Source organism: Pilimelia terevasa, assembly GCF_014647915.1.
Taxonomy (GTDB): Bacteria; Actinomycetota; Actinomycetes; order Mycobacteriales; family Micromonosporaceae; genus Pilimelia; species Pilimelia terevasa.
Genome location: NZ_BMQC01000003.1, coordinates 122,198 through 145,032, shown reverse-complemented (window position 1 = coordinate 145,032; position 22,835 = coordinate 122,198). Strand labels below are relative to the sequence as shown.

Annotated in this window: 18 protein-coding genes and 1 pseudogene; 10 read left to right on the top strand and 9 right to left on the bottom strand. The window is 75.1% G+C overall.

Going from position 1 to position 22,835, the window contains the following annotated elements:
• From IEY75_RS05830 to acs, 6 genes are all read right to left on the bottom strand, one after another.
• Positions 1-765 (bottom strand): tyrosinase family protein, encoded by a 765-nt coding sequence (locus IEY75_RS05830; protein WP_189113164.1) that lies wholly within the window; start codon positions 763-765, stop codon positions 1-3.
• A gap of 140 nt (positions 766-905) precedes the next feature.
• Positions 906-1,298, bottom strand: coding sequence for a tyrosinase family oxidase copper chaperone (locus tag IEY75_RS05825; protein ID WP_189113163.1), 393 nt, complete (start codon positions 1,296-1,298; stop codon positions 906-908).
• A gap of 112 nt (positions 1,299-1,410) precedes the next feature.
• Positions 1,411-2,328 carry an alpha/beta fold hydrolase gene (locus IEY75_RS05820; RefSeq protein ID WP_189113162.1) on the bottom strand — a complete coding sequence of 306 codons (918 nt, stop codon included), beginning with the start codon at positions 2,326-2,328 and terminating at the stop codon, positions 1,411-1,413.
• A 10-nt stretch (positions 2,329-2,338) separates the two neighbouring features.
• A complete protein-coding gene (gene nhaA, locus IEY75_RS05815; RefSeq protein ID WP_229789382.1) occupies positions 2,339-3,706 on the bottom strand; it encodes a Na+/H+ antiporter NhaA in 1,368 nt (455 codons plus the stop codon).
• Between the two features lie 486 nt (positions 3,707-4,192).
• Positions 4,193-6,532 (bottom strand): immune inhibitor A domain-containing protein, encoded by a 2,340-nt coding sequence (locus IEY75_RS05810; RefSeq protein ID WP_189113382.1) that lies wholly within the window; start codon positions 6,530-6,532, stop codon positions 4,193-4,195.
• A gap of 234 nt (positions 6,533-6,766) precedes the next feature.
• Positions 6,767-8,746 (bottom strand): acetate--CoA ligase, encoded by a 1,980-nt coding sequence (gene acs, locus IEY75_RS05805; protein WP_189113161.1) that lies wholly within the window; start codon positions 8,744-8,746, stop codon positions 6,767-6,769.
• A gap of 189 nt (positions 8,747-8,935) precedes the next feature.
• On the opposite strand from acs, the gene IEY75_RS05800 reads away from it, so the two are divergent.
• Complete coding sequence (locus tag IEY75_RS05800; RefSeq protein WP_189113160.1) at positions 8,936-9,676, top strand: Fic family protein; 741 nt, start codon at positions 8,936-8,938, stop codon at positions 9,674-9,676.
• Between the two features lie 330 nt (positions 9,677-10,006).
• On the opposite strand, the gene IEY75_RS05795 is transcribed toward IEY75_RS05800, so the two are convergent.
• Positions 10,007-10,828 (bottom strand): HAD family hydrolase, encoded by an 822-nt coding sequence (locus IEY75_RS05795; RefSeq protein WP_189113159.1) that lies wholly within the window; start codon positions 10,826-10,828, stop codon positions 10,007-10,009.
• Between the two features lie 451 nt (positions 10,829-11,279).
• Between IEY75_RS05795 and IEY75_RS05790 the strand changes: the two genes are divergently transcribed.
• Positions 11,280-13,628, top strand: coding sequence for a putative bifunctional diguanylate cyclase/phosphodiesterase (locus IEY75_RS05790; protein WP_189113158.1), 2,349 nt, complete (start codon positions 11,280-11,282; stop codon positions 13,626-13,628).
• A 17-nt stretch (positions 13,629-13,645) separates the two neighbouring features.
• On the opposite strand, the gene IEY75_RS05785 is transcribed toward IEY75_RS05790, so the two are convergent.
• Complete coding sequence (locus IEY75_RS05785) at positions 13,646-14,119, bottom strand: type II toxin-antitoxin system PemK/MazF family toxin (RefSeq protein WP_189113157.1); 474 nt, start codon at positions 14,117-14,119, stop codon at positions 13,646-13,648.
• 217 nt (positions 14,120-14,336) lie between these two features.
• Between IEY75_RS05785 and IEY75_RS05780 the strand changes: the two genes are divergently transcribed.
• The 8 genes and pseudogenes from IEY75_RS05780 to IEY75_RS21240 all read left to right on the top strand — a co-directional run.
• Positions 14,337-14,567: a hypothetical protein gene (locus IEY75_RS05780; RefSeq protein ID WP_189113156.1), complete on the top strand. Its 231-nt coding sequence runs from the start codon at positions 14,337-14,339 to the stop codon at positions 14,565-14,567.
• A 255-nt stretch (positions 14,568-14,822) separates the two neighbouring features.
• Positions 14,823-15,923 carry a septum site-determining protein Ssd gene (ssd, locus tag IEY75_RS05775; protein ID WP_189113155.1) on the top strand — a complete coding sequence of 367 codons (1,101 nt, stop codon included), beginning with the start codon at positions 14,823-14,825 and terminating at the stop codon, positions 15,921-15,923.
• The gene (locus IEY75_RS05770) at positions 15,920-17,101 is read left to right on the top strand and encodes a TadA family conjugal transfer-associated ATPase (protein ID WP_189113154.1); all 1,182 of its coding nucleotides are present in this window, start codon (positions 15,920-15,922) and stop codon (positions 17,099-17,101) included. Before ssd ends, IEY75_RS05770 begins: the two co-directional genes overlap by 4 nt.
• The gene (locus IEY75_RS05765) at positions 17,098-18,063 is read left to right on the top strand and encodes a hypothetical protein (protein WP_189113153.1); all 966 of its coding nucleotides are present in this window, start codon (positions 17,098-17,100) and stop codon (positions 18,061-18,063) included. Before IEY75_RS05770 ends, IEY75_RS05765 begins: the two co-directional genes overlap by 4 nt.
• Positions 17,979-18,665 (top strand): type II secretion system F family protein, encoded by a 687-nt coding sequence (locus IEY75_RS05760; RefSeq protein ID WP_189113381.1) that lies wholly within the window; start codon positions 17,979-17,981, stop codon positions 18,663-18,665. Before IEY75_RS05765 ends, IEY75_RS05760 begins: the two co-directional genes overlap by 85 nt.
• A 15-nt stretch (positions 18,666-18,680) precedes the next feature.
• Positions 18,681-18,851, top strand: coding sequence for a DUF4244 domain-containing protein (locus IEY75_RS05755; RefSeq protein ID WP_189113380.1), 171 nt, complete (start codon positions 18,681-18,683; stop codon positions 18,849-18,851).
• A 332-nt stretch (positions 18,852-19,183) separates the two neighbouring features.
• Positions 19,184-19,552, top strand: a complete 369-nt coding sequence (locus IEY75_RS05750; RefSeq protein ID WP_308425679.1) for a TadE family type IV pilus minor pilin — start codon at positions 19,184-19,186, stop codon at positions 19,550-19,552.
• Positions 19,488-20,117, top strand: a pseudogene (locus IEY75_RS21240) (Rv3654c family TadE-like protein); the annotation flags it as partial. The gene IEY75_RS05750 and the pseudogene IEY75_RS21240, both read left to right, overlap by 65 nt.
• 192 nt (positions 20,118-20,309) lie before the next feature.
• Here the strand turns inward: IEY75_RS21240 and sftH are convergent.
• Positions 20,310-22,808, bottom strand: coding sequence for a DEAD/DEAH box helicase (gene sftH, locus IEY75_RS05740; protein ID WP_373290213.1), 2,499 nt, complete (start codon positions 22,806-22,808; stop codon positions 20,310-20,312).
• Positions 22,809-22,835 lie beyond the last annotated feature (27 nt).

Here is a 22,835-nt window from a genome sequence, read left to right as displayed (position 1 = left end):
TCACCCCGGGTAGGTGTACCGGGCGCGGTGGTCCAGCACCTCGTCGGGCGTGATCGGCCACGGCCCGATGGCGTCGTAGCGGCCGCGGTTGCGCCCGCTGCCGCGCGCCGGGTACGCGTCGGCGCCGTACCGGTCCTGCCACCGCGACCACAGCCGGTCCAGGAAGCAGTGGTGCAGCCAGAAGACCGGGTCGTTGGGTGACGCCCCGGAGGCCATGTGCCCGCCGAGCGCGACGTGCACCGCGTTGTGCGGCCCCTCCTCCAGCGCCTCGGTGAATTCGGCGAATTCGGCCAAGTCGTCGGCCACGCGCCGCGGCAGCGCGGCGGGCCGCAGCCGGCGCCGCAGCGTGGCGCTGCCGAGCTGCCCCGGTACCGCGATCGGCCAGGTGGCGGCGGCGAACAGCGGGCTGTCGTGCGGGTCGCGGTCGTCGGCCGGGCCGAGGAAGTCGTCGGCGAACAGTCCGGCGTCCCCGCGGCGCCAGTCCCACCACGGGACGCTGACCTGCGGGTCCACGGCGCGCAGCGCGTCCTCGAAGTCGAGCAGGAAGCGCCGGTGCCACGGCAGGAACGACCACGCCCCGTGCGCGTGGGTGGCGACGGCACCGGCGACGCCGCGGAAGTACCGGTCGTGGGTGCGGACGAACCCGTCGTACACGCTCAGCTCCGCGCCGGCCGGCCGCTGCCGCTTGAGGGCGAGCAGGGCCGCCAGGAACGCCCGTCGCCGGGCGGGGTCGAGCGTGGCCTGGTCCTGCCGGACGACGGTCATCGCGTCCTCTCGTGGGGGTGTCGGAATGGCGGGGCGATGCTCTGTGGCGGGTGTCCGGGTGGCGGGACGACGCTCCGTATTGGATGTCGGGGGTGGCGGGGCGCTGCTCCGGTGGTGGGTGTCGGGGGGCGGAGCGACGGTCAGTGGTGGTGGTCGGGGGGCAGCAGCGCCAGCCCGTCGAGGCGGACGGCGGCGAGCGCGGCGGCCTCGGCGAAGGTCCCGCGGCGCTCGTAGTGGGCGACGGCGCTGACGTAGCCGCCGCGCGGATGCGCCATGACGTGCAGCTCCACGCCGTCGATGAACGCCTTGGCGACGGTGGCGCCCCCGGCGTCGGCGTACCGGGCGACCGTGACCAGGCGGCCGACGTGCCGGGCGGCCGTACCGCCCAGCGCCCGCAGCCCCCGCGCCGTCAGGTCGGGTACGGCGGCCGTCGCCGCCTCGCCGCGGGTGGCCCGCTCCACACCCAGCGCGGCCGTGCCGAGCGCGCAGGCACCGGCGGCGCCGTAGCGCAGCAGTCGTCGTCGTGTCAGCACCGTCGCGTCCTCCGTCCCGCCCGGCAGCGTACGGAGTCGAGAGTGGACCTCGGTCGGTCCGACGCGGCCGGGTCCCCCGCCCGGGGGCCCGGATCCAGGCGTTAGGGGAGGGTTACTTGACCCAACGGAGGATTTCGCCGAGTACGTACTCCGGGGTCTCCCGGTGCGGGAAGTGCCCGATGCCGTCGAGGAGCCGCCACTCGTACGGCCCGCTGACGTAGCGGCCCGAGCCCTGGGCGGTGCGGGCCAGGATCGCCCGGTCCGCCCCGCCGTGCAGTTGCAGCGTCGGCACCGGCGTCGGCCGCTGCATCAGCTTCACGAACCGGTACCCGTGCAGCCGCAGCACCGAGCGGAACGACCACCGGTACCCCTCCATCGCGCAGAACGCGGCCTGCGGGATCTGCATCGCCTCCCGGCAGCGCGCCGCGTACGGCGCGAAGTCCGGCCCGGCCACCCACGCGTCGCCGCCCCAGCGGGTCAGCAGGTCACCCACGAGCGCCGCGTCGTGCCGGGTCAGCACGTGCTCGTACCGGGGGACCTGGAAGCGCAGGGTCGGCGTCGCGGCGGCGCCCTGCCCGCGCGGGTCCACGACGAGCGCGGTGCGCAGGCGCAGCGGGTGCGCCGCGCCGAGCACGACGAGCCGGCGGACCATGGCCGGGTGGAACGCCGCCGCCGTCCAGCCGACCATGCCGCCGGACCCGGCGCCGACGATGGCGGCCGTCCGCTCGCCGAGCGCGCGGATGAGGCCGGTCACGTCGGCCGCGAGGGTGTAGCCGTCGTACCCCCGCGGCGGCTTGTCGCTGGCGCCGTACCCGCGCATGTCGACCGCGACGGCCCGGTACCCGGCATCGGCCAGGGCCGGCAGCAGGTCGTTCCAGGCCCACCAGAACTCGGGGAAGCCGTGCAGGAGCAGGACCAGCGGCCCGGTGCCGGCCTCCACGACGTGGAAGCGGCTGCCGTTGGCGCTGACGAACCGGTGCGTCCACGGCCCGTCCACGAGGACGCACGACTCCTCCGCCGGACCGCGCATGGCCGACAGCCTACGCCGTGCGCGCCCGGACCCGCCCGCGCAGGAGCAGCGCGGAGACGGCGGCTGCGGCGACCGAGCCGGTCAGCACGGCCAGCTTGAGCCGGTCGGCCCGGGCGTCCGTACCGAACGCCAGCTCCGTGACGAGCAGGCTGACGGTGAAGCCGCACCCGGTGAGCACGCTGACCGCCGCCAGGTCCCGCCACCCGACGTCGCGCGGCAGCGTGGCCACCCCCCACCGGACCGCGAGCGCGCAGGCCCCGAGCACGCCCACCGTCTTGCCCAGCAGCAGCCCGGCGACGACGCCCAGCGCCAGCCGGTCGGTGACCATGCCCGCGAGCGCGTCGCCGCCGACGCCCACCCCGGCCGCGAACAGGGCGAACAGCGGTACCGCGACGCCGGCCGACAGCGGCTGGATCCGGTGCACGAGTCGCTCCACCGGCGGCGCGCCCTCGCCGCGGTCCCGGGTCGCCCGGGTCGCCAGGCCCAGGAGGACGCCGGCCACCGTGGCGTGCACCCCGGAGGCGTGGACGCAGCCCCAGGCCACGAGCCCGATCGGGAGGTACGCCCACCAGGCGCGCACCCGCAGGTGCTGCAGGGCCGCCCACCCCGCCACCGCCGCGAGTCCGGCCAGCAGCGGCAGGGGCGCGACGTGGTCGGTGTAGAGGCCGGCGATCAGCGCGATGGCGCCGAGGTCGTCGACGATGGCCAGGGTCAGCAGGAACAGCCGCAGGTTCGCCGGCAGGCGCCGGGCCGCCAGCGCGAGGACCGCCAGCGCGAAGGCGATGTCCGTGGCGGTGGGGATGGCCCAGCCGGCGGCGGCGCCGGGCCGCCCGGCCGCCACGGCGAGGAACACCAGTGCCGGGGCCACCATCCCGCCGAGCGCGGCGACGACCGGCAGCGCGGCGGTCCGCGGGTCGCGCAGGTCGCCGGTGACCAGCTCCTTCTTCAGCTCCAGGCCGGCGACGAGGAAGAACAGCGTGAGCAGGCCGTCGGTGGCCCAGGCGTGGACGGTGAGATCCAGGTGCAGCGCCGCGGGGCCGAACCGGGTGCCGGCGACCGCGTCGTAGGCGGCCGCCCACGGCGAGTTGGCCAGGACGAGGGCCAGGGCCGCCGCGGCGAGCAGGATCAGCCCGCCGATCTGTTCGGTACGCAGGTAGCGGGCCAGTTCGCCGGCTGCCCGGGCGGCGCGGCGGTGCAGCCGCCGCCGGTCCCGGCGCTCGCGGGCGGCGCGGGAGTGGCGCTCGCCGGTGGCCTGCGCGAGGGGCTCGTCGGCCACCCGCGGGCGGCGCTCGCCGGTGGTCCGGGGGCGGCGCTCGTCGGTGGCCGGTGAGCGGCGTGTGCGGGCGGCCGGTGAGCGGCGGCGGTGTGGTGCGGGCAAAGCTGCCTCCGAGGCCGGCGACCGCCGCGGGCACGGCGGATCACGGAAGCTCGACCGGCGGCACCGGCCGAGCGCCGACCAGACTTCCCGGCACGCCGACGATCACGATACCGACCGGGCGTGTACCGCGCGCGGCGTCCGGCCGAGGCCGGCGACTCCGAGCCGCACCGGCCGACAACGCGGCCCCGAGTGGGGCGGGTCGCTGGCCGCCGACGGCGCTACCCCGCCGACGGCCGCCGCCGGCCGGGCGAGGTGGTGCTGCCGCTGGGGTCGTTCGGTGTGCCCGCCGCCCGGCGCCCGACCGGGGCGAAGTCGCGCCCGGTGCGGAAGGCCACGGACGGCTCGCGCGCGCGGCGGCCGCTCGCGGAACCGCGGGGTGACCCGCCGCGTCGGAGGGGGTAGGCAGCGACGCGCCACCCCGGATGGATCGGGCCCGGTGAGGGGGCCAGGATCCGGTGGGGGTGGCGCGTCGGTGGTGCCGCGGTGCTAGGAGATCTGGATCTTGACGCTCGTGCCCTTCTCCTCCAGCACCTTGATCTTCACGCCGGCCTTGCGGAGCTTGAGCCCGTGGTTGGGCAGCTCCGCGAACCAGTACTGCTGAGTGTCGTCGAACAGCGGCTGCGCGGGCTTGCTGCGCAGCAGGCTCGGCAGCCCGTTGACGTGCAGGGTGTGCGAGGCCACGCGGCGCAGGCCGAACGGCGCGTCGTAGAGCTGCACGCGGGCCCGCCACGGCGCGCCGGTGAGGTTCAGCATCGGCTCCGGGTGCGCGTCGACGTAGCCGAAACGCGCCTCGCCCGGGTGGGCCGAGACATTGTTGTCCTCGACGGAGGTGTCCATGTAGCCGATGAGCAGACCCTCCTCGTAGGCGTAGTGGTCCACGTAGTCCGGCTTCTTCGGGTAGCCGTAGAAGTACGGACCCCACTTGAGGTACTTGTCGTACTTGACGTAGGTCCGGTTACCCGCGATGTAGAAGTTGTCGAACGTCTCCGTGACCTTGTCCGCCACCGCGGAGAACCCGGCCAGCGTCCACGAGCTGGCGCCGCCCTCGGCGCCGTCGGCGTGGACGACCGCGCCGTCGGCGGTCACCTGGATCTCGTCCACGAACAGGCCGCCCTCGTTGAGGCCGCCGTCGCTGCGGGCGTGGATGCGGACCTGCACGACCTGACCGGCGTAGGCGTCCAGCGGCACGACCAGGTCGGTCCAGGTGGCGCTCACGCCGCTGAACCGCGGCCGGCCGAGGCTGTCGCGGGTGAAGGGCTTGCCGCCGACGGTGCCGTCGAGGGCCGCCCAGTCCTTGCCGTTGGTCGAGGCCTCGACGTAGGCGAAGTCGCAGCACTCCTCGATGGCGAAGCGGGCCTTGGCCGCCAGCGTCGCCTTGGTCTTCCCGCCGAGGTCCAGGATGCGCGTCATCGTGGTGTCGAGGTCGTTGGCGTTGCCGGACCAGTACTGCCTGGCGCCCGCGGCCGGCTGGCCGAACTGGCGGGTGACCTCCTTCTTCGGCAGGACGACGATCGCGGCCTGGGGCTTGTCCGACTGGTACTCCTGCGGGCCCAGCTCCAGGGTCCTGTTCTGCCCGGCGCGGACGATCTCGTAGTCGAGCCAGCCGAGCTGGAGCTTCTGCCACGAGCCGAGGTCGCCGGGCTTGGTGCCGACGATGCCGCCCTTCTCGTTGAGCCGGCTCTGCGCCATCAGGGTCCAGTGCTCGCTGCTGTTGTCACCGGCGCCGGTGGTGTCGTAGTCGTCGGGCAGGCCGAGGTCGTGGCCGTACTCGTGGGCGAACACACTGAGGCCGCCGTTCTCCGGCTGCATGGTGTAGTCGCCGACCCACAGGCCGGTGTCGCCGATCTGGGCGCCGCCGCGCTTGTTGTTCGCGGGGCCGCCGACGTCCACCTGGTCGTTGAACGCGTACCAGCGGTGGCTCCAGATGGCGTCCTCGCCCTGCTGCGGGTCGCCGTCGGCCTCGTCGCCACCGGCGTGGACGATCTGGAAGTGGTCCATGTACCCGTCGGGCTCGTTGAAGTCGCCGTCGCGGTCGTGGTCGTACCGGTCCCACGTGTCGAAGGAGGCCAGCTCCCGCTTGATCTCGTCGGTCGTCTTGCCCTTGGCCTTCTGGTCGGCGACCCACTGGTTGGCGGCGTCGCGGATCAGCTCCCACGTCGTGTCGCAGATGTGGTCGTTGCAGACCTTCGGGTTGTCGCCGTTGGCGTCCGCGGGGTCGTCGGACGAGCGGCCGTAGCGGGCCTCGTTGTACCTGACCTTGACCCAGTCGGTGACCGTGCCGTCGACGCTGTACCGGCCCGAGGACTGCGACTCGTAGTAGGTGCGGACCGACTCGGCTCCCTGGCCCTTGCCGAAGTAGAGCTGGCGGAAGTGGTCGGCGGAGTAGTCCTTCTGCCAGATCGTGCTGTTGTCCTTGACCCGGTCGGGCTGCGGGATCTGGTTGACCCGCGGGCCCTCGAAGGTCGCCGGGCCCGGTACGGCCGGGACCTCGTCCACATCGGGGAAGTCGGGGTGCCGCTCGTTGCCGAACTCCGCCAGGATCACGAAGATCTTGTCGTTCTTCTCCCGCTGGAGCTCCACGTACTGGTCGCGGTGCGCCGCGCGCCCCCGGGCCAGGCCCGGGCTGCCGTCGTCGGTGGCGCCGACCTTGGCGACCACGCTGCCGTTGATGTTCTGGGGCTTGAGTTTCCCGGTCAGGACCTTCGTCAGCGCGGCCTGGCGCAGCGCGCGACGCTTCTCCTCGAAGGGGTTGTCCAGTTCGTGCTGCGCGTCGTGGTGGTCGACGTGGGCTGCGGGCGCACCTGCGGGTGCGGCGACCGCCGCCATCGGGCTGAGAATGACGCCCAGGCCGCTGACGAGGGTCACACCCAGCAGCCCGGTAAGGGCCTTACGCACGGAAATTACCTCCGGTGTGAGGGAGTCCGGCCGGTCGCGCGCACAGTGAACCTGGCCGACCCGGATTGACGGACCTCATGAAGCTCCGTCCTGCAAGGTAGACCGACGATCACGATCTGTGAAGGTGCGAGGTGAAGGATTTTCTGTATCCGCGCGGCCACTTCCTCACCCCTCGTCGGCTGCCGGTGCCGACATACCCGCGGCGATGAGATCCATGACGGTGGAATCCTGCAATGTGGTGACATCACCCAGGCTGCGGCGCTCCGCGACATCCCGGAGCAGCCGGCGCATGATCTTGCCTGACCGGGTTTTGGGCAGCTCCTGGACGAGCATGATCTGCCGCGGCCGGGCGATCGGGCCGAGGGTCCGGGCCACGTGCTCGCGGAGCTGCGCGAGCAGCTCCGGTCCGCCGTCGACCCCGCCGCGCGGAATGGCGAACGCGACGATGCCCTGACCCGTGACGGGGTCGGTCGCCCCGACGACGGCCGCCTCCGCCACCGCCGGGTGCGCCACCAGCGCCGACTCGACCTCCGTGGTGGAGATGTTGTGGCCGGACACCAGCATGACGTCGTCCACCCGGCCCAGCAGCCACAGGTCGCCGTCGTCGTCGCGCTTGGCGCCGTCACCGGCGAAGTAGACCCAGTCCCCGCCACTGCCGGCGCCCGCGCCGAAGCGGGACCAGTACGTGTCGAGGAAGCGCTGGTCGTCGCCCCAGATGGTGCGCAGCATCGAGGGCCACGGCTCGCGCAGTACGAGGAACCCCCCGCCGCCGGCCGGTACCGACGCACCGGTGTCGTCCACGATGTCGGCGCCGATCCCGGGCAGCGGGCGCATCGCCGAACCGGGCTTGGCGGCCGTCACTCCCGGCAGCGGCGAGATCATCATCGCCCCGGTCTCCGTCTGCCACCAGGTGTCGACCACCGGAGCGCGGTTGCCGCCGATGTGCTCCCGGTACCACATCCACGCCTCGGGGTTGATCGGCTCGCCGACGCTGCCGAGCAGCCGCAGCGAGGTCAGGTCGAACTGCGCCGGCACGTCGTCGCCCCACTTGGCGAAGGTGCGGATCGCCGTGGGTGCCGTGTAGAGCAGGGTGACGCGGTACTTCTCCACCAGCTCCCAGAATCGGCCGCGGTGCGGGGTGTCCGGCGTGCCCTCGTACATGAGCTGGGTGGCGCCGTTGGCCAGGGGGCCGTAGACGATATAGCTGTGCCCGGTGACCCAGCCGATGTCGGCGGTGCACCAGTAGACGTCGGTGTCGGGTTTCAGGTCGAACACCGCGTGGTGGGTGTAGGCGGCCTGGGTCAGGTAGCCGCCGGTGGTGTGCAGGATGCCCTTCGGCTTGGCGGTCGTCCCGCTGGTGTACAGGATGAACAGTGGGTGCTCGGCGTCGAACGCCGCCGCCCGGTGGCTGTCCGACGCCGTCTCGACGGTGTCGTGCCACCACAGGTCGCGGCCGTCGACCCAGTCGACGCGCTGGCCGGTACGCCGGACGACGAGGGTGTGGCGCACCGAGGCGCAGCCGGCCAGCGCCTCGTCGACGATGGCCTTGAGCCCGCTCGGCTTCCCCCGCCGGTACCCGCCGTCGGCGGTGATCACCACACTGGCCCCGGCGTCGTCGATCCGGCCGCGCAGCGACTCGGCGGAGAAGCCGCCGAACACCACCGAATGGGTGGCACCGATGCGCGCGCAGGCCAGCATCGCCACGGCCGCCTCGGGAATCATGGGCAGGTAGATCGCCACCCGGTCGCCCGCGGCAACGCCCAGGTCGGTCAGCGCGTTGGCGGCCCGGCAGACGGCGCGGTGCAGGTCGGCGTAGGTCAGCGTGCGGGTGTCGCCCGGCTCGCCCTCCCAGTGGATCGCCACCCGGTCGCCGTGACCGGCCTCCACGTGCCGGTCGAGACAGTTGTAGGCCACATTGAGCTGTCCGCCGACGAACCACCGCGCGAACGGCGGCCGGCTCCAGTCCAGGGCCTGCGTCCACGGCCGGTGCCAGTGCAGGCGGCGCGCCTGCCGCTCCCAGAAGGCCGGCCCGTCCGCCGACGCCTCCGCGTACGCCGAAGCGTCGACGTTGGCCGCGGCCGCGAGCGCCGCCGGCGGCGGGAACCGCCGCTCCTCGTGCAGCAGGTTCGCCAGAGTCTCACTCATCGCCAGCCTCACTCATCTCGCCAGCCTCACTCATCGCCGACCCACCATTTCCGATTCCGGTTGTGCCCATCCTCGCCGCTGCTCCACTGCGGAGCCTAGTGAAACTTCGTGATCAGGCGATCGAGTGCGCTGCCCGCGGTGTGTCGGCCTCCGCAACGCCGTAGTCGCCGCGGCGGCTAGCGTGGCGGCATGGGTGACGTGCTGGAGCCGCTGGAGCGGCTCGCCGGGGTGGCCGACGAACTGCGCGCCGCGCGGGAGGCGGTCGACGCCGCGCAGCGGCACCGGGCGCTGCGCCGCTCCGGCGGCGCCGTGGCCGCCGAGGTCTCCCTGCACGCGGCCGCCGCCAGCGCCGCGCTGGAGGGGGCGGCGTACGACGTCGAGGACGTCCGCGGCGGCGCGGTCACCGATCCGGTCGTGCAGGGGGCGCTGCGGGTCGCCCGGGCGGTGGACGGGCTCCGGGACCAGTGGCCGCGCGCACCCCGCCAGGTACTGGCCCGCCTGCACGTCCTCGCCGCGCGCGGTGCCGTCCCCGACGCCGACCTCGGCCGCCCCGTCGACGACCTGCGGGTCGCGCCGCGCCTGGACGCGCTCGCGGCCCTGGTGGTCGACGGCGCCGGCCCCCCGCTGCTGCGGGCGGCGGTGGTCCACGGCGAACTGCTCGCCCTGCGCCCCTTCGCCGGACCCTCGGGCGTCGTCGCCCGCGCGGCGGCCCGGCTCACCCTGGTCGCCGGCGGCTTCGACGTGCGGGGTCTGCTGCCCGTGGAGTGCGGCCACCTCGACCGCGGACCGGAGTACCTGGGTGCGGCCAACGCCTTCGCCACCGGAACACCGGACGGTCTGCGGTCCTGGCTGCGGCACTGCGCGACGGCGACGACCCTGGCGGCGCACCGGCTGACGGCGCTCGCCGACGCGGTCCTCGACCGGGCCTGACCGCGCGGTCCCGCGGCGTGGTGCGGTCCCGCGATCTCGGGGCCGGCGGACGACCCCCGCTACGCGTGGACGGCGCTCCCGGACCGGGAGCGCCGTCTCCACACGTCCGGCCGGGCTACCAAGCGTGCATCAATCCGTTGTCGGCGGGCTCCGGGGAGCCGGCCGCAACGGCGCCATATCGTGGCGGCTCGCGCGTGGGTACCTGGTGGCCGTGCGCGGATCCCCGACCGACGAACCTGGAGCCATCGCCCCCGTTCACCATCGTTGTGCTGGGTTGCCGGTGATCCGTACGTCCAGTGTCGCCGCGATCACACCCGGCCGGCCACTGTTTCACCGAACTTGTGACGGGCGCGCCCAATGAGGTGCGCGGGCCCGCCGGTGCCTTCCGTACCAGGCCAGCCCGAGCGCCACGCCCACGCCGACTCCGACGGCGGCGGCCGCGACCGGCACGGCGGGGCGCTCGCGCAGCCGCCGTCCCAGCGGTACCGGGTGGCGGAACTCCAGGATCGGCCAGCCGTGCTCCGCCGCCGCCCGGCGCAGCCCGCGGTCGGGGTTGACCGCCGTGGGCAGGCCGACGCAGCCGAGCAGCGGCAGGTCGCTGATCGAGTCGGAGTACGCGTAACAGTCGGCCAGGTCGTACCCGCGCGCCGCGGCCAGCTCCCGCACGGCGGTGACCTTGTGCGCACCGGCGGCGTAGAACTCGACCTCGCCCGTGTACCGCCCGTCCTCGACGGCCATCCGGGTCGCGATCACATCGGTGACCCCGAGCTGCGCGCCGATCGGCCGGACCATCTCCTCGCCCGAGGCGGAGACCAGGACGACCTCACGGCCGGCGAGCTGGTGCTCCTCGATCAGCGCCGCCGCCTCGGCGTAGACGTACGGCTTGATCAGCTCGTGGAGCGTCTCGGCGACGATCTGGCGCACCTGGTCGACCTGCCAGCCCGCGCACAGCCGGGCCAGGTAGTCGCGCGTGCGGGCCATGGTCTGGTCGTCGGCGCCGCCCAGGCGGAACATGAGCTGGCTGTACGCGGCCTGCACGACATCGCGGCGGCTGATCAGCCCGTCGCGGAAGAACGGCCGTCCGAAGGCCAGCGCACTGGACTTGGCGATGACGGTCTTGTCGAGATCGAAAAAGGCGGCGCTTCGGCCCACGGCCGCAGAGTCTAGCCGGCGTGCCCGCCCGTGGTGCAGAGGCGACGGGACGCCGCGGGGCGGCGAAAGTTCCGGTGAAAAATCTCGCACGCTCTGTGTAGGAGCCGCCACTCGACGTGAACCGGACTCTGCGTCATGCTTGATAGCACGAAGGCATCGCCCAGGACAAACCCCCGTCCGCGTCCGTCGCCCCGTTCACTTTCCGGTCGCGCCGGCGTCGCCACCCCCGGCGACGTCCGGGCGCTGCCCGCGGGCAACGCCCCCGCTGCCCGCGGGCGACCGACGGCCCCACCCCCGGAGGCCGCCGGTCGGCGGCTCGACACGCGCCGAGCCGCCGCTCGGAGACGACCCCCGCCGCCCCCGGCGGGGGTCGTCTCATGCGCGGATGAACTCAGCAGCGTCACGCGGGTGCCGATACGTCATCCGTCCGGCGTCGGTGGAGGGGGTTGACATGCAGTGGTTCGCCCGCGCCTCGGCGTCCCTGCGCCCCATGCCCGCCGCGCTGCTCGTCGCCGCCGTGGCGACCGTGTTCAGCGCTGCCTGGCTGGTGATCATGAGTATCGGCCTGCGACCGCCGAGCATGATCGGCTGGACCCTCACCGCGCCGACGGCGGTCCTCGCCGCCGCCTACTGCTGGCGCGTGGCCGGCGCCGCCGCCCACGCGGCCGCCCGCCGCTTCTGGCAACTGGCGGCGACCGCCGTCGCCCTCATCGGCGTCGCGGCGGTGCTGAACTTCCGCGATGACCTGCTCCACACGGCCGACGGCGTCACCCCGGTCACCACGACGACCGTCCTCGTGTACATGTCCGGCGTCGTGGTGATGATGTGGGCGCTGCTGCGCCTGCCGGGGCGCACGCAGCTCTCGTTGACCGAGCGCCGACGGTTCCTGATCGACGCCACGATCGTCGTGCTGACCGTGGGCACCCTGGCCTGGCGGTACTCCTTCAGCCAGGTCCAGGACTGGAAGGACATCGGCGGTTCGATCTCGGTCCTGGCCGTCATCCTGCTGGCGTTCGTCGCCGTCTTCACGTTCATCAAGCTCGCGCTCGTCGGCGTCAGCGTCGTCGACCGCGGTGCGCTGCACCTGCTCTCGGGTGCGGTCGCCGCCGGTGCCGGGCTGGGGGCGCTGGCGCCGTTCATGGCCTCGCACGCGCAGATCGACTCCGCGGCCATCTGCATCCCGCCGGTCGCGCTGGGATTCATCCTCGCCGCCCGCCGACAGGCCTGCTCCGACCCCCACGCCGTACCGCCGCCGCGCCGCCGCCGCCCGTTCAGCTACCTGCCGTACGTCGCTGTCGCCGGCATCGACGGGATGCTGCTGTGGGCCGCCCGCGGGTTCGACGACGCCAACGACACGCTTCTGGCCGTCGCCGCCGTGGCGCTGACCGCCCTGGTCGTGTACCGGCAGATCACGGCCCTCACCGACAACGGCCGCCTGCTGCACCGCGTCGACGCGACCGTCCGCCAGCTCCAGCAGGCGCAGGAGCAGCTCAGTCACCAGGCGTCGCACGACGCGCTGACCGGTCTGGCCAACCGGCGGCTGTTCGAGCGCCGGATGCAGGAGGCGCTGGACGCCGACCGCCCGGCCAGCGTGGTCCTGATCGACCTGGACGACTTCAAGACCGTCAACGACCGGCTCGGCCACGTGATCGGCGATGAGCTGCTCGTCACGGTCGCCGAGCGGCTGCGCGGCTGCGTCCGCCCCGACGACACCGTCGCGCGCCTGGGCGGCGACGAGTTCGCCATGCTGCTGCCCGGTATGCCGGCCGCCGCCGGCCTCGGCGTCCTGGACCGGCTCAACGCCGCGCTGTCGACGCCGGTGCGGATCGCCGGACACGACCTGCTCGTGCGGTGCAGCACCGGCATCGCCGACGTCGTGCCGGGCCTCGACACCACCGAGGTGCTGCGCCGCGCGGACCTGGCCATGTACGCGGCCAAGGACGCCGGCAAGGGCCAGTACGCCACCTATGACCCGGAGCTGGACGAGCGCGCCAACTACGACGCCCAGCTCGGCGCCGAGCTGCGGCTGGCGATGGACCGCGGCGACTTCCGGCTGGTGTTCCAGCCCGTCGTGCGGCTGCCCGACGGGGTGACCGTCGGCGCGGAGGCGCTGATCCGGTGGCACCACCCGCAGCGCGGCGTCATCCCGCCGGACGAGTTCATCCCCGCCGCCGAGCGGACCGGGCTGATCGTGCCGCTGGGCGCCTGGGTGCTGGACGAGGCGTGCCGGACCGCCGCGGGCTGGCTGCACGAGCAGGGCGCGACCAGGTCGTGGATGGTCAGCGTCAACATCTCGGCGCGCCAGTTGCGGGAGAGCGGGTTCGCCCGCCGCGTCGCCGCGGCGCTGCACACGTCGGGCCTGCCGGCCGCGCGCCTCATGATCGAGGTGACCGAGACGGCCGTGTTCGACAGCCGCGCCGCGACGGAGTCGCTGAACGAGATCGCCGCCCTCGGCGTCGCGATCGCGCTGGACGACTTCGGTACCGGCCACTCGTCGCTGGGCCTGCTGCGCAACATCCCGGTCAGCGTGCTCAAGGTCGACAAGTCCTTCATCGACCACATCACCCACAGCACGGCCGAGGCCACCATCGCCACGGCGATGGTGAGCCTGGCCAACGGGCTGGACCTCGGCGTGGTCGCCGAGGGCGTGGAGAGCGCCGCGCAGGCCCGGCAACTGCACCTGATGGGGTACCGGCTCTCCCAGGGCTACCACTTCGCCCGGCCGATGCCGGCCGCGGAGGTCGGCGAACTGCTCGCCGCCCAGTCCCCGGAGTCCGCCGACAGCAACCTGGCGGCCTGACCGCGGCCGTCCCGGCGTCAGCTCCAGCCGTACCCGTCGCGCAGTGCCCCCGCCACGGCGTCGAAGCGCGCCCGGTCCAGGGCGGTGCCCTCCCGGCGGATGCCGGACTCCGGCAGGACGAGAACCCGGTCCAGCCGCGCCCAGCTCGGCCGGCCGGCGGCGTCCCAGCGGCCGGCGCCCAGTGCGTGCCAGTGCGGCTGGCCGTCGCGCGCCTCGTTGCTGGACAGCATCAACCCCAGTACCGCCGCACCGTCGCGCCCCACGACGAGGACGGGCCGGTCCTTGCCCTGGCGGGGGTCGTCCTCGTACGCCACCCAGGCCCACACGATCTCGCCCGGGTCGGCGGCGCCGTCCGGTTGCGGCGCGTAGGAGATCCGGCGGGCGGCGACGGTGGAGGGTATGGACCGCGGGGTGGCCGCCGGTGTCGGTCGCAGGACCCGCAGGACGACCTCCCGCAGGCCGGCCAGCAGGCGTCGGGTGTGCTGTCTCATCGGGGCACCCTACCCAGGCACCCTTCCGCCATGCCGACGTCGGTATCGACAGGGCGGGCGACCCTGTCCGGGTGATCGTGCGCACCCTGTCCTCCTTGTCATATTTCGTCTTTGGTCCGTGATGGCACCATGGGCCACCGTGGCACGCGCGGCGCGTCCACACGGGACGATGAATCGGCCCGCGACAGCGCCTCCTTCCTGGCGACGAGGAGTACCGATGCCCATGGTGCGGCCCGGCCAGGTGATCCGTATCGAGGAGGAGGACTACGCCTACGGCGTCGGCGCACTCACGCTCCGGGTCACCGGCCTTGCCCCGCACGACGACCCGGCGTGGATCCGGGTCACCGGCGTCGAGATCCACTGGACCGGAGGCGACGGCCCCCGCCGGGAGGTCCTGGTGCGGTCGTCGGCGCAGGTCAGCTCGGCTGCGGACCGGGCCGGCCCCTGAGCGGTACCGGTGGTGGAGTCCCGGCTCCGATCTCCGGGAGAGCAGTCGCGTCGTCCGGCCGGCCCTGGTAGCCGGACGACGCCCGTGAACGCGGCGGTCGCGGCGGGCCTGTCGACTGTCTAGCACGGCGCGTCGGGGCAGCGGCCGTTGTCCACAGGGCGGGCGTTGTCCACAGGAGGGCGGCCCGGCGGCGGCGCGGAGGGCGGATCCACGCCGATGGTGTGCGGGTCGGATCCCCCACCGATGGAGGCCGCGATGCCGCCCCGTCCCCGTACCGCCACCCCGCCGCGTCCCGCCCGCCCCCTGGTCGTCACCGCCGACCGGGAGCTGCTGGACGACCTGCTGCGCCTGGCCGCCGCTGCGGACACCGAACTGCAGGTAGCCGTCGATCCGGCCGGAGCGCGCCGCGACTTCGCCGCCGCGCCGCTCGTGCTCATCGGCGTCGACCAGGCGGCCGCCTGGGCCGCCGCGAACTTCCCGCCGCGCCGCGACGTGGTGCTGCTGGCCCGCGACCACAGTCCGGCGGCATCGCTGGCCGCGGCCGTCGGTGCGTCGCACGTCGCCTTGCTGCCCGACGCCGACCACTGGCTCGTGGCGCGGCTGGGCGAGCCCGCCCCGGCCCTGCCGGCGCGCCGCGGCCGGACCGTGGCGGTGCTGGGCGGCCGTGGGGGCGCCGGCGGCAGCGTCCTGGCCGCGGCTCTCGCCCACACCGCCGCGCAGTCGTCCCTGCGCACCCTGCTGGTCGACGCGGACCCCCTCGGCGGCGGACTGGACCTCCTGCTGGGCTGGGAGGAGCTGGACGGGCTGCGCTGGCCGGAACTGGCCGCCGCGCGGGGCCGCGTCGCCGCACCGGCCCTGGTCCGCGCGCTGCCGGGCCGCGGCGGCCTGTCGCTGCTGTCCTGGGACCGCGGCGTGCCGGCCACGATCCCGGTCGAGGCGATGGCGGCCGCGCTGGATGCCGGTCGCCGCGGCCGGGACCTCGTGGTCGTGGACCTGCCGCGGCACCTGCCGGCCGCCGCCGCCCACGCCCTCGCGGCGGCGGAGCGGGCACTGGTGGTCGTTCCGGCCGAGCTGCGCGCCACCGCGGCCGCCGCGCGGGTCGTCGCCGCCGCGGCGGTACACCAGGAGCGGATCGAGGCGGTCGTCCGCGGGCCGGCGCCGGGCCACCTGCGGGCGCTGGAGGTGGTGACCGCCCTCGGCGTACCGCTGGCCGGCACCCTCCGCCCCGAGCCGGGACTGGCGGCGGCGCTGGAGCGCGGCCAGCCGCCCACCCGCCACCGCCGTGGACCGCTGGCCACCCTCTGCCGGCAGCTTCTGGCCGACCTGCTCGGCCCCTCCCGGTCGGTGGCGGCGTGAGCCCGTCGGCCGAAGGCCTCACCGTCCGGGTGCGCCGCCGGCTCACCGACGACTCTGCGCCGGCCTCCCGGGCGGCCGTCGTGAGCGCCGTCCGGGCCGAGCCGCGGGCCGCGGTCCTCGGCGACGCCCAGTTGCTACGGCTGGCCGACCGCGTGCACGACGACCTCGTCGGCGCTGGCCCGCTGGCACCGCTGCTCGCCGACCCGACCGTGACCGACGTGCTCGTCAACGGCGTCGAGGTCTGGGTCGACCGGGGCGCCGGCCTGCGGCCCGCGGCGGTCCGGTTCGCCGACACCGGCGAGGTGCGGACGCTCGCCCAGCGCCTCGCGGCCGCCTGCGGCCGGCGACTGGACGACGGCTGCCCGTACGCCGACGCGCGGCTGCCCGACGGTACCCGCGTCCACGCCGTGCTCCCGCCCATCGCCGTGGACGGTCCGTACCTGTCGCTGCGGACCTTCCGCAGCCGGCCGCTGACCCTGCCGGAGCTCGTCGCCTGCGGCACTCTCACCGCCCCGGCCGCCGACCTGCTGCGGGCGGTGGTCGCCGGACGGCTGGCGTTCCTCGTCGTCGGCGGCACCGGCTCCGGCAAGACCACCCTGCTGAACTCGCTGCTCGGTCTCGTCCCGCACGACGAACGCCTCGTGCTGGTCGAGGACGCCGCCGAGCTGCGCCCCGCTCACCCGCACGTCCTCGCCCTCCAGACCCGCACCGCCAACGTCGAGGGCGCCGGGGCGATCACGCTGCGCGACCTGGTGCGCCAGGCGCTGCGGATGCGGCCGGACCGGCTGGTCGTGGGGGAGTGCCGGGGCGCCGAGGTGGCAGAGATGCTGGCTGCCCTCAACACCGGCCACGACGGCGGCGCCGGCACCCTGCACGCCAACGCGCCCGCCGACGTACCGGCCCGGCTCGCCGCCCTGGGCCTGCTGGGCGGGCTGGACGCGGCGGCGCTGTTCGCCCAGGCGACGGCGGCGCTGCACGTGGTGATCCACGTACGTCGGCACGCCGGCCGCCGCGTCGTGCAGTCGGTCGGCGTGCTGGCCGGCGACGGCCGCGCCGGAGCGGTGGTCCGCACCGCCTGGGACCTCGCCCGCGGACCCGGCCCGGCAGCCGATGACCTGGCCAGGTTGCTGCGGACACGCGATGTAGCGCCACCGCCGATTCTGCGGAGCGGACCGTGATCGAGGCGCGGGTCCTCGCCCTGTTGGGGACGACCGCGCTGGTGCTCGTGGTCGGGTCTGTGCTCCTTGAGGGGCGGCTGCGGCGCCGACGGGTCCTGCGGCGCCTCAACCGCCTCCGGCCGCCCGCGGAGGTACGGCAGGGGTTCGACACCACCGTCGGTCCCGCCACCGACCATGCCGCCCCCGATCTCGGGGTCCGCCGACCTGCGGAACCCCGCCAGTGGGAGGCCTTGGCCCGAGCGGAGCACGGGGAACATCCACCAGCGGTGCCCAGCCCGGCGCCGCCGTCTGCTGACCCACCGGCCGTCGCGCTGGCGGCGGACGCCCCGGCGCCTGACGCAGAGTCGGGGACGGCCAGAACGCTGGCGCTCCGCGTCGCGCGGGCGGCCAGCGACGGCATCGGCCTCTGGCTCTGTCCGGTGGCCGTCGGTGGAGTCGCCCTCGCTGTCGCCGGCCCGGTGGCGGCCGTGACGGCGGCGGCCTACACCTCGGGCGGCCTGCGGGCGCTGCGCCGGCAGCGGCGCGCGGTCGCCGGCCGCGAGCGGGAGCGTCGAGCCCTGGACCGGCTCTCGGACGCCGCGTCGGCGCTGCGCGCAGGCCACCCGCCGCTCGGTCTGGGAGCGGCCGACGACACCCGCCTCGGTGTCGCCATCCGCCTCGCCGAGCGGACCGGCGCACCAGTCGTCGAGCTGGTCGAACGCATCGAGGCCGACCTTCGCGCCACCGCGCGGCTGCGGGCCGCGGCCGGCGCCCAGAGTGCCGGCGCGCGGGCGACCGCCCTGCTGCTCGCCGCTCTCCCGGCCGGCGGCATCGCGCTCGGCTACGGGATGGGCGTGGATCCCGCCGCCGTGCTGCTGCACACGCCGCTGGGCGCCGCCTGCGCGGCCGGTGCCCTGCTGCTCCAGTTGAGCGGCCTGGCGTGGTCGCGCCGCATCGTGGAGACCGCGGCGGTGCCGCGGTGAGACCGCACGTCCGCTGGTCCGCCGCTACCGGGGCGGGAGTGACCCTGGCCGTCGTCATCGGAGCCTGGTGGGGGGTGCTCCCGGGCGCCGTCGCGATACCCCTGGCTGCGCGCCTCCTGCGCGACCTGCCGTCGGCCGCAGTGCGCGCCGAACAGGCCCGGCTCGCCGCCGACCTTCCTCTCGCCGCCGACCTCCTGGCCGCCGCGCTGCGGGCCGGTGCGCCGGTGGCGCACGCCGCCGATGCGGTCGCCGACGCGCTCGACGGCCCGCTGGCCCTACCGCTGCGGCGGGTCGCCCGCGCCCTGGGCTGGGGTGCCGGGCCGGCCGAGGCGTGGGGACATCTCGCCGTCGCCCCGGGAGCGCAGCGGCTGATCGACGCCGCCGTCCGGGCCAGCGCCAACGGCGGCGCCCTGGCGGGCGTGCTGGCCCGGATCGCCGACGACCTGCGGGCGGACCGCCGAATTGCGGTCGAATCCGCCGGCCAGCGGGCCGGCGTCCTCATCGTCCTGCCACTCGGGCTGTGTTTCCTGCCCGCTTTCGTACTCGCCGGTCTGGTGCCGGTGGTGGCCGCCGTCCTGTCGACGTCGGCGTTGCTGTCCTGAGAGGAGATCTGAGTGATGCGCAGAATGCTGGCCCGGTGGCGCGCCGACGACCGGGGAATGACGACCGCCGAGTACGCGGTCGGGATCATGGCGGCGGTGGCGTTCGCGGGCCTGTTGATGAAGGTCCTCACGAGCCAGAAGGTGCAGGCCGCCCTGACGGCCCTCGTCGACCGGGCGCTGGCGTGAGCCACCCGGCCGGGTCGTCCGACACGGGCGGCCCGGTCCGGGGTCGAAGAGGCGCGGGTCGAGCCCGACCACAGGATGCCGCCGCGCCCCACGGATCCACCGGTGGAATGGCCCAGCCCCACTCAGCAGCCGATCTGTTGCGGCTAGAAGCCGACGGGGCGGAGCGGGCACCGGGCCGCGAGCGTCGGGTACGCAGCGGCACCCGGCGAGCGAATGGGCGCCCACGGCGGCTCAGCGCACGGCTGCCGACGGCGGCGCGCCTCCTGCCGGCAGCGGTCCGTCTGCGGCGGGTGGGTACGCGTCTGCGCAAGGTGGCGGCGCGCGAGGACGGCATGTTCACCGCCGAACTGGCCGCGGGCCTGCCCGCCCTGGTGCTCCTGCTCGGCGTGGGCCTGACGGCCGTGGACGCGGTGCGGCTGCGGGTCTGGTGCCTGCATGCGGCACGCGAGTCGGCGCTGGCCCAGTCCCGGGGCCGCACGGCACCGCCCTGGACCGATCCACCTGTCGGCGCCGCCCTCAGCGCGACAGCGGACGACCGGACGGTGCGGATCCGGGTCCAGGCTCCGGTGCGCGTGTTCGGCGCCTCCGTGCCCCGCGTCAGGGTCGCCGCCACGGCTGTCGCGTCCTGGGAACCGGGTGTTGCTCCCCGGGTCGTCCCGGCCGCTGCGGGCAGGCTCGGCATGGTCCGGGACCGCGGATGAGGTCAGCACGGGCATCCGGCTGGGCCGTGAGGTCGGCTCGGCGGCCGTCGGCGTCTCCGCGTACCGCACCTCTGCGTCGCTGGACGCGGCCGTGAGATCGATCCGGCTACTGGACCCGGCCGCGAGGCCCGCCACCGCATCGGACGTGGCGCGGGCCGCTACGGCTGCCCGTCCACCGGGTGGCCTGGGGCAGCGCTCCCGATCTGGCAAACCGTACGGACGCGGCGCGGGTCGCGCAGCCGTCGCGGACGACCGGGGATCCGCCTCGCTGTGGCTGCTCATGGTGGGTCTGGTGGTGATTGCGGCCGCCGCCGCGGCCGTGGCCGTCGGCGGCGTCCGGGTGGCCGCCGCCCGGGCCAGGACGGCCGCGGACCTGGCCGCACTCGCCGGTGCCCGCTGGGTGCTGGCCGATCCCGCGCGGAGCTGCGCCCAGGCTGCGGCCGTCGCCGCGGCCAACGGCGCGGGGATCGACCACTGCGCCGTCGGTACCGCCGAGGTGGTCGTGCGGGCGGGCGTGGATGTCACGCCGCTGCCCGGTGTGAGCAGGCGGGTCGCCGCCACGGCCCGGGCCGGCCCGCTCAGCACCCCGGCGCGACCGGCGGACGTCCACGGCGTGAGCCTTTCGAACGGGGTCGCGGCGGTCCGTGCCCCGAGCGCCCGGGACCGGACCGCCTCCTGCGGCCCGACCGCTGCGGAGCGCGGCGGTCCCACCCGGTGCGGGCCGGGCCGGTGTCCACCCGGTGGTCGACCCGGCGCCCTACGCCCCGGGTCGCGCTTCGGGCGAGGGCCCGCACAGTGCGGCCAGGACGACATCGAGGACGGCGACCGCGGCGCGCTTGGCCAGCGGCTGGTTGCCGTTGCCGCACTTGGGCGACTGCACGCACGACGGGCAGCCGGTCGCGCACCCGCACTGGGCGACGGCCGTGCGGGTGGCGTCGAGCCAGGTGGCGGCCGCCTCGTAGGCCCGTTCGGCGAACCCGGCGCCGCCGGGGTGTCCGTCGTAGACGAAGACGGTCGGGGCGGCGGTGTCGGGATGGGCGGCCGTCGAGAGTCCGCCGATGTCCCACCGGTCGCATGTCGCTACCAGGGGGAGCAGGCCGATGGCCGCGTGCTCCGCGGCATGCAGGGCACCGGGCACGTCGGCGGGGTCGACACCGGCCGCCGCCAGCGCCCCCGCCGACACGGTGTACCAGACGGCGACGGTACGGAGCTGCCGCGGCGGCAGGTCCAGCGGCCGGGTGTCCATCACCTCGCCGGAGCCGAGGCGCCGCCGCTGGTACGACACGACCTGGTGGGTGACCTCGACATCGCCGAGGAACAGCCCGACGGATCCGGCGTCGCGGTACCGGCGGACCCCGACGACCGACAGCGCGGTCGTGTCCCGCGCGTGGGTGGTCCAGGCGGGCTCCTCGGCGGTCACCAGTGCGACGCCGTCGTCGAGGTCCAGCGAGTCCACTACGTAGGTCTCGCCCTGGTGCAGGTGGACCGCGCCGGGGTGCACCTGGTGGTGGGCGGCGGCGGCGTCGACCGAACCGAGCAGCCGGCCGGTGTCCCGCTCCACCACGGACACCGCCGGGCCGCCGGGGCCGCGCAGGTCGACATCGGGGCGTCCCGTGTGCGTCCAGTACAGCCCGTGCGGCCGGCGGCGCAGTGCCCCGGAGGCGACGAGCCCGTCCGCGGCCGCCCGTGCCGGGGCCCCGCCGAACAGCTCCAGGTCGGCCGGGGTCAGGGGGCTCTCGGCCGCGGCGCAGCACAGTTGCGGACCCAGTACGTACGGGTTGTCGGGGTCGAGCACGGTCGCCTCCACCGGGGCGCCGAACAGGGCCTGCGGATGGTGTACCAGGTAGCTGTCCAGCGGATCGTCCCTGGCCACCAGGACCGCCGTCGCGTCGGCGCCCCGACGGCCGGCGCGGCCGGCCTGCTGCCACACCGACGCGCGGGTCCCCGGGTATCCGCAGATGAGGACGGCGTCCAAGCCGCTCACGTCGATCCCGAGTTCCAGCGCGTTGGTGCTGGCCAGTCCGGTCAGCGTGCCCTCGCGGAGCTGTCGCTCAAGCCGGCGCCGGTCCTCGGGCAGGTAGCCGGACCGGTAGGCGGCGATCTGCGCACCGAGGCCGGGGACGGCCTCGTCCGCGCTCCGCCGGGCCATGCTCGCCACCACCTCGGCGCCGCGCCGCGACCGGACGAACGCGAGGGTCCGCACACCGGCGACCACGGCGTCCGCCAGCAGGTCGGCGGTCTCGGCGACCGCGGAGCGGCGGACAGGGCGCAGGTCCCCGCGCCCGTCATCGCCGGCCGGCAGGGGCACCGCGCCGGACCCACCCGGCTGGGCGAGCCCGGGAGGGCGCGGCAGGGCAGATCCGGAAGAACCCAGCGGTGCAGATCCGGAAGGTCGCGGCAGGACGGATCCGGGAGGTCGCGGCGTCTCGGGCGGGGCTGCCCCGGGCAGAAGCGGCGGCTCGCACAGGGCGAAGGTCGTGCGGCCCCGGGGGGAGGCGTCGCGCGTGACGGCCGTCACCGGTGCGCCGATGAGGCGCGCCGCCGCGCGGGCGGGGTCGCCGGTCGTGGCCGAGGCGAGGATGAAGGTCGGCACGGTCCGCGCGCGCCGCCGCAGGCGGCGCACCACGTGCGCGACGTGGGAGCCGAACACGCCCCGGTAGGCGTGGCACTCGTCGAGCACCACGTACCGCAGGTGGCGGAGGAACGTGGCCCAGGCTCCGTGGGCCGGCAGGATGCCGCGGTGCAGCATGTTCGGGTTGGTCAGGACGAGCCGGGCGTGCCGGCGTACCCACTCCCGCTCGGCACGCGGCGTGTCGCCGTCGTACCCGGCCGCCCGGAAGCCGGGCAGGTCCAGCGACGTCAGGAGGTGGAGCTGGTCGGCGCCCAGCGCCTTGGTCGGGGCGACGTACAGCGCCGTCGCGCGCCGGTCGGTGAGCAGCGCGGTGAGGACGGGCAGGTGGTAGGCCAGCGACTTGCCCGAGGCCGTACCGGTGGCGATGACCGTGTGCGTACCGGCGTGGGCCAGCGCCGCCGCCTCGGCCTGGTGCCGCCACGGGGCGGGTACGGCCAGCGCCTCGCGCAGCGGCGGCGGGACCCAGGCCGGCCAGTCGACGGTCTCGCCCGCGCGGGCGGGCAGGGTCTCGATGTGCGGAGCGACGTCCGTCCGGGCAGTCAACCGGGCGAGGACGGCGTGACCACGGTCGGGTGACGATCGGGGTGCCGGAAAGGGAACGCGTTCCGTCGCGATGCTGGTCACGCATTGCACTGTGGCACCTGCGGGCGG